Annotated in this window: 13 protein-coding genes and 1 pseudogene; 12 read left to right on the forward strand and 2 right to left on the reverse strand. The window is 68.5% G+C overall.

The window, feature by feature from the left end:
• The first annotated feature begins 67 nt into the window (after nucleotides 1-67).
• The 3 genes from mftE to mftG are packed head-to-tail and all read left to right on the forward strand — an operon-like array spanning nucleotide 68 to nucleotide 3650.
• Entirely contained in the window at nucleotides 68-832 is a 765-nt protein-coding gene (gene mftE, locus KXD97_RS13270) for a mycofactocin biosynthesis peptidyl-dipeptidase MftE (RefSeq protein ID WP_260757254.1), read from the forward strand.
• Entirely contained in the window at nucleotides 829-2241 is a 1413-nt protein-coding gene (gene mftF / locus KXD97_RS13275; protein ID WP_260757255.1) for a mycofactocin biosynthesis glycosyltransferase MftF, read from the forward strand. Before mftE ends, mftF begins: the two co-directional genes overlap by 4 nt.
• Nucleotides 2241-3650 carry a mycofactocin system GMC family oxidoreductase MftG gene (gene mftG, locus KXD97_RS13280; protein WP_260757257.1) on the forward strand — a complete coding sequence of 470 codons (1410 nt, stop codon included), beginning with the start codon at nucleotides 2241-2243 and terminating at the stop codon, nucleotides 3648-3650. The genes mftF and mftG overlap by 1 nt, the downstream gene beginning before the upstream one ends.
• Here mftG and KXD97_RS13285 read toward each other — a convergent pair.
• Nucleotides 3647-5239 (reverse strand): MFS transporter, encoded by a 1593-nt coding sequence (locus KXD97_RS13285; protein WP_260757258.1) that lies wholly within the window; start codon nucleotides 5237-5239, stop codon nucleotides 3647-3649. The genes mftG and KXD97_RS13285 overlap by 4 nt on opposite strands.
• 113 nt (nucleotides 5240-5352) lie before the next feature.
• Between KXD97_RS13285 and KXD97_RS13290 the strand changes: the two genes are divergently transcribed.
• Entirely contained in the window at nucleotides 5353-5985 is a 633-nt protein-coding gene (locus KXD97_RS13290) for a TetR/AcrR family transcriptional regulator (RefSeq protein ID WP_260757259.1), read from the forward strand.
• Here KXD97_RS13290 and KXD97_RS13295 read toward each other — a convergent pair.
• Nucleotides 5951-7213 carry a cytochrome P450 gene (locus KXD97_RS13295; protein ID WP_260757260.1) on the reverse strand — a complete coding sequence of 421 codons (1263 nt, stop codon included), beginning with the start codon at nucleotides 7211-7213 and terminating at the stop codon, nucleotides 5951-5953. The genes KXD97_RS13290 and KXD97_RS13295 overlap by 35 nt on opposite strands.
• Before the next feature lie 137 nt (nucleotides 7214-7350).
• Here KXD97_RS13295 and KXD97_RS13300 point away from each other — a divergent pair, with 137 nt between their 5' ends.
• The 8 genes and pseudogenes from KXD97_RS13300 to rplV all read left to right on the forward strand — a co-directional run.
• Nucleotides 7351-8937, forward strand: a complete 1587-nt coding sequence (locus KXD97_RS13300) for a carboxylesterase/lipase family protein (RefSeq protein ID WP_260757261.1) — start codon at nucleotides 7351-7353, stop codon at nucleotides 8935-8937.
• A 286-nt stretch (nucleotides 8938-9223) separates the two neighbouring features.
• Nucleotides 9224-9529: a 30S ribosomal protein S10 gene (gene rpsJ, locus KXD97_RS13305; protein WP_003883485.1), complete on the forward strand. Its 306-nt coding sequence runs from the start codon at nucleotides 9224-9226 to the stop codon at nucleotides 9527-9529.
• A 15-nt stretch (nucleotides 9530-9544) separates the two neighbouring features.
• Entirely contained in the window at nucleotides 9545-10225 is a 681-nt protein-coding gene (gene rplC, locus KXD97_RS13310) for a 50S ribosomal protein L3 (protein ID WP_260757293.1), read from the forward strand.
• On the forward strand, nucleotides 10222-10887 hold the full coding sequence (gene rplD, locus KXD97_RS13315; protein WP_260757294.1) for a 50S ribosomal protein L4: 666 nt from the start codon (nucleotides 10222-10224) through the stop codon (nucleotides 10885-10887). Before rplC ends, rplD begins: the two co-directional genes overlap by 4 nt.
• Nucleotides 10887-11189 (forward strand): 50S ribosomal protein L23, encoded by a 303-nt coding sequence (gene rplW, locus KXD97_RS13320; RefSeq protein ID WP_260757295.1) that lies wholly within the window; start codon nucleotides 10887-10889, stop codon nucleotides 11187-11189. The genes rplD and rplW overlap by 1 nt, the downstream gene beginning before the upstream one ends.
• 23 nt (nucleotides 11190-11212) lie before the next feature.
• Nucleotides 11213-12049 (forward strand): 50S ribosomal protein L2, encoded by an 837-nt coding sequence (rplB, locus tag KXD97_RS13325; RefSeq protein WP_260757296.1) that lies wholly within the window; start codon nucleotides 11213-11215, stop codon nucleotides 12047-12049.
• An 11-nt stretch (nucleotides 12050-12060) separates the two neighbouring features.
• Nucleotides 12061-12342 (forward strand): 30S ribosomal protein S19, encoded by a 282-nt coding sequence (gene rpsS / locus KXD97_RS13330; RefSeq protein ID WP_003892827.1) that lies wholly within the window; start codon nucleotides 12061-12063, stop codon nucleotides 12340-12342.
• 2 nt (nucleotides 12343-12344) lie between these two features.
• Nucleotides 12345-12789 (forward strand): annotated as a pseudogene (gene rplV, locus KXD97_RS13335) (50S ribosomal protein L22); the annotation flags it as partial.
• Nucleotides 12790-12808 lie beyond the last annotated feature (19 nt).

The following is a 12808-nucleotide window of genomic DNA, read 5'->3' on the forward strand; positions in this document are numbered from 1 at the left end:
CGTCCGGCCCCTCGCGCAGTTCGGGAAATAAGTTGCTTCGCATGCACCAACATTCGGCGCACGCCAGGTGAATTCGGCCTACCATCGTCGCGTGGTCTTCCCCCGTGAGCTCGGGAACTCAACGTCGAGGCAGCTGCACCACACACTGACCGAGCAGACGCCCGCATTGATCGTTCCGGTCGGCTCGACCGAGCAGCACGGACCCCATCTGCCGCTCGACACCGACACCCGGATCGCGACAGCGGTCGCCGACGCGCTGGTGACCAGGCTGCGGGACGAGAACCGGGGGCAGCGGGCGCAGTGGATCGTCGCGCCGGCCGTCGGTTACGGCGCCAGCGGTGAGCACGAAGGATTCGCCGGAACCGTCTCGATTGGCACACCGGTACTGGCGGAACTGCTCACCGAATTCGCCCGCTCCGCGTGCCGTTGGGCGCCGCGGGTGGTGTTCGTCAACGGGCACGGCGGGAACGTCGAGGCGCTGCGCCGTGCGGTGAGCCTGCTGCGGTACGAGGGACGGGACGTGGTCTGGTCGTCCTGCACGTCGAGGAACGCCGACGCGCATGCCGGGCACACCGAAACATCCGTATTGCTACATATCTCACCGGAAGCCGTCAGGCAGGATGAACTGGTGCCCGGTAATCGGGCGCCGCTGTCGGAGCTGATGCCTGAGATGCTCCGTAGGGGAGTGGCCGCTGTGAGTTCGCTGGGGATCTTGGGGGACCCCACCACGGCGACCGCGGAGGAGGGGAGGAGGATCTTTGCCGAAATGGTCGATGCGTGTGCGGTTCGGGTCCGTCGATGGGCGCCTGACCGCGAGGGGATGCTGACATGACGGGGCCTCGGCTTCCGGACGGTTTCGCCGTCCAGGTGGACCGGCGGGTGCGGGTGCTCGGTGAGGGCGCCGCCCTGCTCGGTGGTTCGCCGACTCGCCTGCTGCGGCTCGCGCCGGCCGCCCAGACCATGCTCACCGGGGGCAGGCTGGAAGTGCACGACGCGGTCAGCGCCCAGCTCGCCCGCACGCTGCTCGACGCCACCGTCGCGCATCCGCGGCCGCTCAGCGGACCTTCGCACCGCGACGTCACCGTCGTGATCCCGGTGCGTGACAATGCTTCTGGGCTCATCAGGCTGGTCGCGGCGCTGCGCGGGGTGCGCGTGGTGATCGTCGACGACGGTTCGGCGGTGCCCGTGGCCGAATCCGACTTCGCGGACATGCGCTGCGAAGTCCGGGTGCTGCGCCACGACAGGAGCAAGGGTCCAGCGGCGGCCCGCAATGCCGGGCTGGCGATGTGCACCACCGATCTCGTCGCATTCCTCGACTCCGACGTGGTCCCGCGCAAGGGCTGGCTGGAGGCGCTGCTCGGGCATTTCTGCGACCCGGCCGTGGCCCTGGTGGCGCCGCGGATCGTGGCGCTCAACCAGTCCGACAGCGTGGTGGCCCGCTACGAGGCGGTGCGCTCGTCGCTGGATCTGGGGTTGCGCGAGGCCCCGGTCGTCCCCTTCGGCACGGTGTCCTATGTGCCCAGCGCCGCGATCATCTGCCGGCGCAGCGCGCTGCTGGAGGTCGCAGGATTCGACGAATCACTGGTTTCCGGAGAGGACGTCGACCTGTGTTGGCGCCTCAACGAGGCCGGTGCCCGCCTGCGCTACGAGCCGATCGCGATGGTGGCCCACGATCACCGGACTGAGCTACGAAAGTGGTTCGCCCGCAAGTCTTTCTATGGTTCTTCGGCCGCTCCGCTGACCATCCGTCATCCCGGCAAGACCGCACCGCTGGTGATCTCGGGCTGGACGCTGGTGGTGTGGATGCTCGTCGCGCTCGGGTCCGGGATCGGCTACCTGGCCTCGATCGTGGTCGCCGTGGTCACCGGCCGCCGGATCGCGAAGTCGCTGGCGAGCGTGCAGACCGAGCCGATGGAGGTGGCGGTGGTGGCCGCGCAGGGGCTGTGGTCGGCGGCGCTGCAGCTCGCGTCGGCGATCTGCCGGCACTACTGGCCGATCGCACTGGTCGCCGCGGTGCTGTCGCGGCGCTGCCGCCGGGTGGTGGTCGTCGCCGCGGTGCTCGACGGCGTGTTCGACTGGGCCTCCCGCCACGGCCACGCCGACGACGACACCAAGCGGGTGGGGCCGGTGACCTACCTGCTGCTCAAGCGGCTCGACGACGTCGCCTACGGGCTGGGCCTGTGGACCGGTGTCATCCGCGAGCGTCACGCCGGCGCCCTGAAACCGCAGATCCGAACCTAGTGCGATTCCTGATCATCGGCGCCGGGAGTGCCGGATCGGTGCTTGCCGAACGTCTTTCCGCCGACGACAGCTGCCAGGTCACGGTGGTGGAGGCCGGCCCCGGACCGTTCGACCCCAGGGTGGGCAGCCAGATCACCGACGGCCTCCGGCTGCCGATCGGGGTGGCCAGCTCGGTGGTCCGGCGCTACCGGACCGTGCTCACCGACCACCCCGAACGGCACGCGCACATCATGCGCGGAGCGGTGGTCGGCGGCTCCGGCGCGGTCAACGGCGGGTACTTCTGCCGGGCCCTGCCGGATGACGTGGACGGGTGGGGACTCGACGGCTGGTCCTGGCGCGACGTGCTCCCGCACTTCGTCGCGATCGAGACCGACCTGGATTTCGACGGCCCGCTGCACGGTTCGTCCGGGCCGATCGCCGTGCGCAGGGTCGCCGAATTCGATGGTTGCACAGCGAAATTCGTGGAATCGTGCCGTTCGGCGGGATTCGCGTGGATCGAGGACCTGAACGCATCGGCCCCCGGCGAGCCGGTGCCGCCGGGAGTCGGGGCGGTGCCGCTGAACATCAACGGCGGCACCCGGGTCGGCCCCGGAGGAGCGTTCCTGCAGCCGGCGCTGCAGCGTGCCAACCTCGAGCTGCTGACCGACACCCGGGTGCGACGGCTGCGGTTCTCGGCGGGGCGGGTGGTCGGGGTGGACTGTTCAGGGCCCGATGGGGCGGTGACTCTGACCGCGGACCGGATCGTGCTGTGCGCCGGCGCCATCGCCTCGGCCCAGCTGCTGATGGTGTCCGGCGTCGGCCCGCAGCGGGACCTGAGGGCGGCAGGCGTCGACGTCGAGATCGACCTTCCCGTCGGCGTCGACACCATCGACCACCCAGAGTGGGTGCTGCCGGTGACCTGGCCGCCCACCCACGGTGTGCCGCCGCTGGAGGCGGTGCTGACGACCGGGGACGGCATCGAGATCCGGCCCTACACCGCGGGATTCGGCGCCATGATGACCGGCCGCCGCCACGACCCGACCGATCAGCCGCATCTGGGTGTCACGCTGATGCGGCCACGCTCCCGGGGTCGGGTGAGGATCACCTCGGCCGATCCCGAGGCCGCTCCGGTCATCGAGCACCGCTACGACAGCGAACCCGCCGATGTCGAACTGCTGCGCGAGGGCACTCGGCTGGCACACGAAATCGCCGACCCGACAATCCGATCCGACGCATCCTGGGCGACGTCGCAGCACCTGTGCGGCACCGCCAAGATGGGCGCCGTCGTGGACGAGCGCTGCCAGGTGTACGGCGTGTCGAATTTGTGGGTGGTCGACGGATCGATCCTGCCGGACATTCCCAGCCGGGGACCGCACGCGACGATCGTGATGGCGGGCCACCGCGCCGCCGAGTTCGTCAGCGCAGATTAAGGAGCATCCTCGCCAGGCGCTGACCGGCGCCGCCGCAGGGCCGCCCACTGTTGCCCGTCGCGTCCCGGCGCCCACACCGCTATGAACAGAGATCCGGCAAGGACGGCCCCAGCCAGCACCAGAAGTGCCTGGTCCGCGGCGTGCATGAACGCGCTCTGGGCAAGTCCGGCGAGATGGTCACCCTGCGGCCCGAGCTGATCGGAGATCGACAGGGCGTAGGCCAGCGAGTCCGTCGCGGTGTCCCGCACCTGCTGCGGGAACGCGGTCAGCTTCGGCGCAAGGGAGCTGTGGTAGACGGCAGCCAGAATCGAGCCTGCGACGGCGATACCGAGCGCCGCACCGACCTCGCGGGTCGCGTCGTTGACCGCCGACGCGACACCCTGCTTCTCGTCGGGTACCGCGTTCATGATCGCCGACGTGGTCGGCGCCGTGCACAATCCGATGCCCGATGCGGCGATCAGCATGGGCCACATCAGGTCGATGAAGGTGGAGTCCGCATCGAGGTACCGCATCATGAACAACCCGACCGCGATCAGCAGCAGGCCGACGCTGACGGCGAAGCGTAGCCCCACCCTGGGAAGGTAGAGGTGCAGGCAGGCGCTGAAGATCAGAATCGGAACAGCCAACGGCGACAACGCGAATGCGGTTTGCAGGGCTGTGTATCCCATGACCAGCTGCATGAACTGCATCTCGACGAAGAAGAACCCGAAGTTTGCGAGGAACAGGAATGTGATCCCCACCGCGCCGGTCGCGAAATCCGGTCGTCGGAACAGTCGCACGTCGAGCAGCGGGTGGGTCCGGCGCAGCTGCACGACGGCGAACAACACGGCCAGTGCCACGCCGCCGGCCATGCACCCGAGGACCACGGGATCGGTCCATCCGCGCACGGGTGCCTCGACCACGCCGAGCACGAACACCGCGATCGCTATGCCGACCAACGCCCCGCCGAGCCAGTCGATCGGGGCTGCGGTCTGGTCGCGTGACGAGCCGATGGTGCAGGTCAACATAAACATCAGCAGTGCGCCGCCGGCGAAGGCGTAGAAGATCGACTGCCACGAAAAGTAGTGCAGCAGAACGCCTGTGCCGAGGAAGCCGACTATTGCCGCCGACCCTGCGGCGCCGGCCCAGATGCCGACGGCCTTGTTGCGCTCAGACTTCGGGAATGCCGCCGTCAGCAGCGAGAGCGTGGCCGGCATGATCAGCGCCGCACCGACACCTGCGACGGCCCGGGAGGCGATGATCTGAGTCGGACTGTCGAAGAACACCGGCGCCGCCGAGGCGAGGGCGAAGATCGCGAGTCCGACCAGTAATGCGCCGCGCCGGCCGTACCGGTCACCGATCGCGCCGGCGGGCAGCAGCAGACATGCCAGTGCGAGGGTGTAGCCGTCGACGACCCACGTCAGCTGCGTCTGGGTCGCCGAGGTCTGCACCGCGATGTCGGGAAGCGCGGCGTTGAGCGCCACCATCGACGCGATGACCATGACGACGTCGACGCTCGCGACGATGAGCAGCCAGATTCGCGCCCGCCGTGACAGCGCGGCGACCTCGGCATCCATATCCTGGTCAGAGCGAGGAAGGGTGTCGACCATGTCGTCTCTCTTCAGCAGGGTTCGAGACCGACAGTCTCAAAAGCGTGGAATCGAGACTATCAGTCTCGTAGCAAGACCAGTAGTCTCGTTCCCTCAGTGGAGGTGCAGGAAACATGACCGCGGTAAGTGGTGACCCGAGGCCGGCGCGATCGAAGGCCCGGCTGCTCGAGGCGGCGACAGCACTGCTGCGGGCCGGCGGACCGAGCGCGGTGACCATCGACGCCGTCACCCGCAAGGCCAACGTCGCGCGGGCTACCCTCTACCGCCACTTCCCGAGCGGCAACGATCTGGTGGCGGCGGCGTTCACGGGTCTGATCCCGCCGCCGCCGATGCCGCCGGCCGAGGGCAGCCTGCGGGACCGTCTGATCGCGATCGTGGCGGGGTGGGCCGACTCGATCGCCGAGGCGCCGACCACGCTGACCGCGATGGCGTGGCTGTCACTGGGGCCCGACATCAGCGTGGTGCCCAGCGCCGGCGGCGGAGACGGGGTGCGGTCACTGCGGGAACGCATCGCCGAGCAGTACTCCGCGCCGTTCGACGCGGTGTTCGACAGCCCGGACGCGGCGGCGGCGCTGGGATCTGTCGATCGCGCGACGGCGTTCGCGCTGCTGATCGGTCCCTTGGCGTTCGGCCGGATCAGCACCTTGGTCGACTTCGACTACCGCACCGTCGCCATCGCCGCCGTCGACGGCTTCCTGGCGACCGCCGCGCTCAGCGCAACGAGTACCGGACCGGCAGGTGCTTGAGCCCGCCGACGAACGTCGTCGCCGACAACTCGGGCCGGCCGGCGAGCTCGATCGACTCCAGCCGCGGCAGCAGCTCGCTGAACAGGCTGTTCATCTCCATCCTGGCCAGCGCCGCGCCGAGACAGAAGTGCACGCCGTAGCCGAAGGCCAAGTGTTTGTTGGGATCTCGGCCCACGTCGAACCGGAACGGGTCGGTGAAAACCTCTTCGTCGCGATTCGCCGACACGTACGCCAGATACACCGACTCGCCCTTGGCGATCGGCACACCGCGCACCGTGGTGTCCTCGGCGGCGGTGCGCATGAACTCCTTGACCGGGGTGGACCAGCGGATCATCTCCTCGACGGCGGTCGGCATCAGGCTGAGATCGCCTTGTAGACGGGCCAATTCGCCCGGGTTCTCGATCAGCGCGAGCAGGCCTCCCGAGATCGCGTCCTTGGTGGTGTCGTGGCCGGCGCTGGCGACGATGACGTAGTAGGACAGCGTGTCCATGTCCGACATCGGTTCGCCGTCGACGAGTCCGTTGGCGATCGCCGAGGCCAGATCCTCGGTCGGGTTCTCCCGCCGCGAGGCCGTCAGGGCCGCGAAGTAGTTGAAGAAGTCGGTCAGCACGGCCATCTGTTCCTCTGGGGTGGTGCCGCGCTTGTACTCGTCGTCGTCGCCGCCGAACATCTCCTGGGTCAGCATGTGCATCCGGCCGAAGTCGTCTTCGGGCAGACCGAGCAGCGACAGGATCACATACAGCGGGAAGTTGACCGCGATCTCGGTGACGAAATCGCACTCCGGGCCGATGTCGCGCATCTTGTCGACATAGCGTTTGGCGAGCTCGTCAACGCGAACCTTCAAGTCCCGCATGGCTTTCGGGCGGAACCAGTCTGCGCCGATGGTACGCACCTTGCGGTGGTGTGGGTCGTCCATGTGGATCAGCGTGCGCAGGCCGACCCCCATCTCCTGCTGGGCCTTGGCCAGGTCGTCGGCCTCGGCGGTGACCAGCAGCGGGCGCGGCTCCGACAGGAACAGGTCGTTGGCGCGCTCGATCGCCATGATGTCCGCGTGCTTGGTGATCGCCCAGAACGGCCGGTACGGGCCGTGCTCGACGTAGGCGACGGGGTGGTTGGCGCGCAGATGCGACAGTGCGGCGTGCAGCCGCTCGTCGTCTGCGTAGGCCGTCGGGTCCGCCAGTACCTTCGCCGCTTCCAGCGACTCCCGGTCCATCGTCGGTGTGCTCACGGGGCTCCTCACAAACTGTGCTTGACAGGTGTCAAGCACAGTCTATGTGATCGGCGCCACCACGCCGGAGGAATCGGCGCAGTGAATTCCGGATCGCCGGAGCAGCCCGCCGGAGATCGCGGCTACGCTCGTTACTCGTGCCCACTCGACGGCTCGCCGTGCTGGCTCTGCTCGCGCTGCTGGTCGCATGCGGCCGAGGCGACGCGGGCGCCCCCGGCCCGGTGACGGCCCCGTCCGGCGATCCCGCGCAGGTGCCGACCGCGGCGGGTGCGGTGCGCGGCACCGTCGCCGAGGACCATCGTCTGTTCGCCGGAATCCCTTACGCCGCAGCACCTGTCGGACCGTTGCGGTGGCAGGACCCGCGACCTGCGGTGGCGTGGGACGGCGTCAGGGACGCGACCGCGCTCGGGCCGCGATGCCTGCAGGACCTGTCCGGCGACCTGGAACTCGGCAGGCAGACCGACGAGGACTGCCTCAACCTCAACGTGTGGACGCCGGCCGGCGGGACCGATGAGCCGAGGCCGGTGATGGTGTGGATCCACGGCGGCTCGTTCGTCGCCGGCAGCGGCGGCATCTACGACGCGCGGCGGCTGGCCGCGCGCGGCGACATCGTCGTGGTCACCGTCAACTACCGGCTCGGAGCGCTGGGCTTCCTGGCCCACCCCTCGCTCGCAGCGCCCGGGCGGGCCGGCAACTACGGACTGGCCGACCAGCAGGCCGCGTTGCGCTGGGTCCGCGAGAACATCGCGAACTTCGGCGGTGACCCGGGCCGGGTCACCGTGGCGGGGGAGTCCGCCGGCGGCATGTCGGTGTGCGATCACCTGGTCGCACCGGATTCGCAAGGCCTGTTCGACGCGGCGATCATCATGAGCGGACCGTGCCAGGCCCAGCTCCCGCTGCCGGTCGCCGAGCAACGCAGCATCGAGTACGCCGCCGGGGCGGGATGCGCGGATCCGGCGACGGCCGCCGAGTGTCTGCGCGCGCTTGCGGGTAACAAGCTGCGCACCCCGGTCTGGTACTACGGCATCGGCGACGATCGGTTGAGCGGGCCCGTGACCGGTTCGGCCGTGTTACCCGAAGACCCGGTCGACGCGTTCGGCGAACGCCGTGCGGCCCCGGTGCCGGTGCTGATGGGCACGACGCGCGACGAGTGGACGCTGTTCGTCGCGCTGCAGCGCCTGCGCGACGGCCGGGATTACCTGCCGCAGGACTACCCGCGTCTGCTCGCCGACACCTTCGGTGCCGATGCGCACGCCGTCGCCGGACGCTATCCGCTGGACGCCTACCCCGACGTCGCGCTGGCCTACGCCGCGACCGTCACCGACGGCGTCCTGGCGTGTCCCAACGAGCGCTGGGCCCGGGAGCTGAGCCGGGCAGCCGACGTCTTCTTCTACGAGTTCAACGACCGCAACGCGCCGGCGCCCGAGCCGCTGCGGACGCTGCCGTTCCCGGTCGGGGCCAGCCACTCGCTGGAACTGCGCTACCTGTTCGATGTCGGCGGCGCCTCACCGCCCGACGAGGCGCAGATCAGGCTCAGTGATCAGATGATCGATTTCTGGGCGGCGTTCGTGAGGACCGGAGCGCCCCGCGCCCCAGGGCTGCCGGGATGGCCGCCGCTCGGTCCTGACGTGCAGCAGGTCATGTCGCTGCAGCCCGACGGCAGCCGTATGGTGGGTGACTTCGGCGAGGTGCATCAGTGCCCGTTCTGGGCAAGCCTGGAATAGCGCTCGGTCGCCCGGGAAAGCCGACCACCAGGGATTTGGAGCAGGCCCGGTTCTGAGGCATACTGTTCGGGTTGCCTTGGGCCAGGTTCGCCTGGTCGGGCATGCGACCAGCGCCCCTCGCGGGGCGTATCCGGTCCATCAACCTTGATCGCGACGAATTCAGCCGCGTAAGAGTGTGCGAACGGGCGACACACCCGACCGCGTGGACCGGTGAACCACAGACAGGTAAACAGCGGCGGCACAGCCAGGCCCGATTTCGGGCTGTTAGTAGTGAGGTAGGAGAAGCGTGGCGGGACAAAAGATCCGCATCAGGCTCAAGGCCTACGACCATGAGGCGATCGACGCCTCTGCGCGCAAGATCGTCGAGACGGTCACCCGGACGGGAGCCAGCGTGGTCGGCCCGGTGCCGCTGCCGACCGAGAAGAACGTGTATTGCGTCATCCGGTCCCCGCACAAGTACAAGGACTCGCGGGAGCATTTCGAGATGCGCACCCACAAGCGGCTGATCGACATCCTCGACCCCACGCCGAAGACGGTCGACGCGCTGATGCGCATCGATCTGCCGGCCAGCGTCGACGTCAACATCCAGTAAAGGAATTCCCGAGAAATGGCTAGCAATAGCAATTCGGCCGCACCGCGGCGCGGCATTCTGGGCACCAAGCTGGGCATGACGCAGGTGTTCGACGAGAACAACAAGGTCGTGCCGGTGACGGTCGTCAAGGCCGGGCCCAACGTCGTGACCCGCATCCGGACCCCGGAGCGTGACGGTTACAGCGCCGTGCAGCTCGCCTACGGCGAGATCAGCCCGCGCAAGGTGAACAAGCCGGTGACGGGCCAGTTCGCGGCCGCTGGTGTGAACCCGCGCCGCCACCTCGCCGAGCTGCGGCTCGACAGCGAAGAAGCAGCGGCCGCCTACGAGGTCGGCCAGGAGCTGACGGCGGACATCTTCGCCGACGGCGCCTACGTCGACGTGACCGGCACCAGCAAGGGCAAGGGCTTCGCCGGCACCATGAAGCGCCACGGCTTCCGTGGCCAGGGCGCCAGCCACGGCGCCCAGGCCGTGCACCGTCGGCCGGGCTCGATCGGTGGCTGCGCCACCCCGGGCCGGGTGTTCAAGGGCACGCGCATGTCGGGCCGGATGGGCAGCGACCGCGTGACGACCCAGAACCTGAAGGTGCACAAGGTTGACGCCGAGAACGGCGTGCTGTTGATCAAGGGCGCCATCCCCGGACGCAACGGCGGTCTGGTGGTTGTCCGCAGCGCAATCAAGCGAGGCGAGAAGGCATGACTTTGAACATTGAGGTGAGGACCCCCGCCGGGGAGACGGACGGCAACATCGAGTTGCCCGCCGAGCTTTTCGACGTGGAACCTAACATCGCGCTGATGCACCAGGTGGTCAACGCGCAGCTGGCCGCCAAGCGCCAGGGCACGCATTCGACCAAGACCCGCGGTGAGGTCTCCGGCGGCGGCAAGAAGCCGTACCGCCAGAAGGGCACCGGCCGCGCCCGCCAGGGCTCGATCCGGGCGCCGCAGTTCACCGGCGGCGGCGTCGTGCACGGCCCCAAGCCGCGCGACTACAGCGAGCGGACCCCGAAGAAGATGATCCGCGCGGCTTTGCGCTCGGCTCTTTCTGATCGGGCCCGCAACGACCGGATCCACGCCGTCACCGAGATCGTCGAGGGTCAGACCCCGTCGACCAAGAGCGCGAAGTCGTTCCTGGCCACGCTTGTAGCCGATCGCGCGTCCGGAAACCACAAGGTGCTCGTGGTGATCGGCCGCGCCGACGAGACCAGCGTCCTGAGCGTGCGGAATCTGCCTGGTGTGCACGTGATCTCGCCCGATCAGCTGAACACCTACGACGTGCTCAAGGCCGATGACGTGATCTTCAGCGTCGAGGCACTCAACGCGTACATCGCAGCGAACACCAAGACCGAGGAGGTGTCGGCCTGATGGCTACCGTGACCGATCCCCGCGACATCATCTTGGCGCCGGTGATCTCGGAGAAGTCCTACGGACTGATCGAGGACAACGTCTACACGTTCATCGTGCACCCGGACTCCAACAAGACCCAGATCAAGATCGCGATCGAGAAGATCTTCAAGGTCAAGGTCGACTCGGTGAACACCGCCAACCGGCCGGGCAAGCGCAAGCGCACCCGCATCGGCTACGGCCAGCGCAAGGGCACCAAGCGCGCGATCGTGACGCTGGCGGCCGGAAGCAAGCCCATCGACCTGTTCGGAGCGCCGGCCTAGCCGGCAGGGAGACCCACAGAATCATGGCAATTCGCAAGTACAAGCCGACGACCCCCGGTCGCCGCGGCTCGAGCGTCTCCGACTTCGCCGAGATCACTCGCGATCACCCGGAGAAGTCGCTGGTTCGTCCGCTGCACGGCAGGGGCGGGCGTAACGCACACGGCCGGATCACCACCCGGCACAAGGGCGGCGGCCACAAGCGCGCCTACCGGGTGATCGACTTCCGTCGGCACGACAAGGACGGCGTCAACGCCAAGGTCGCGCACATCGAGTACGACCCCAACCGCACCGCGAACATCGCGCTGCTGCACTACCTGGACGGCGAGAAGCGCTACATCATCGCGCCGCAGGGACTCAAGCAGGGCGCGATCGTGGAGTCCGGCGCCAACGCCGACATCAAGCCCGGCAACAACCTGCCGCTGCGCAACATCCCCGCGGGCACGCTGATCCACGCGGTGGAGCTGCGTCCCGGCGGCGGCGCCAAGCTGGCCCGCTCGGCCGGTGCGTCGATCCAGCTGCTCGGCAAGGAAGGCACCTACGCCGCACTTCGTATGCCCAGCGGTGAGATCCGCCGCGTCGACGTGCGCTGCCGCGCCACCGTCGGCGAGGTCGGCAACGCCGAGCAGGCCAACATCAACTGGGGCAAGGCCGGCCGCATGCGCTGGAAGGGCAAGCGCCCGACCGTCCGTGGTGTCGTGATGAACCCGGTCGACCACCCGCACGGCGGTGGTGAGGGTAAGACCTCCGGTGGCCGCCACCCGGTGAGCCCGTGGGGCAAGCCCGAGGGCCGTACCCGCAAGCCGAAGAAGGCGAGCGACAAGCTCATCGTCCGTCGCCGGCGCACCGGCAAGAAGCGCTAGGGAGTAAAGCGATGCCACGCAGCCTGAAGAAGGGCCCGTTCGTCGACGACCATCTGCTCAAGAAGGTCGACGTCCAGAACGAGAAGAACACCAAGCAGGTCATCAAGACCTGGTCCCGTCGGTCCACCATCATCCCCGACTTCATCGGGCACACCTTCGCCGTCCACGACGGTCGCAAGCATGTCCCGGTGTTCGTCACCGAGGCGATGGTCGGGCACAAGCTGGGCGAGTTCGCCCCCACCCGGACCTTCAAGGGTCACATCAAGGACGACCGGAAGTCCAAGAGGCGCTAGAGATGACTACTGCATTGCAAGGCACCGTGTATCCGTCTGCGCAGGCCAAGGCACGCTTCGTGCGTATCTCGGCCACCAAGGCGCGCCGTGTCATCGACCTGGTACGCGGCAAGACCGTCGAGGAGGCCCTCGACATCCTGCGCTGGGCCCCGCAGTCGGCCAGCGAGCCGGTCGCCAAGGTGATCGCCAGCGCCGCGGCCAACGCGCAGAACAACGAGGGACTGGACCCGACCACGCTGGTGGTCGCCACCATCCACGCCGATGAGGGCCCGACCGCCAAGCGCATCCGCCCGCGCGCCCAGGGGCGTGCGTTCCGGATCCGCAAGCGCACCAGCCACATCACGGTGATCGTGGAAAGCCGTCCGCAGAAGAAACAGGGAGCTTCGGCTTCGGCGGCGCGCGCGCGTCGTGCGCAGGCCAGCAAGGCTGCGTCCTCCAAGACCGCAGCAGCCGATAACTCGAAGGA

Origin of the sequence: Mycobacterium sp. SMC-8, from assembly GCF_025263565.1 — a bacterium.
Lineage (GTDB): Bacteria > Actinomycetota > Actinomycetes > Mycobacteriales > Mycobacteriaceae > Mycobacterium.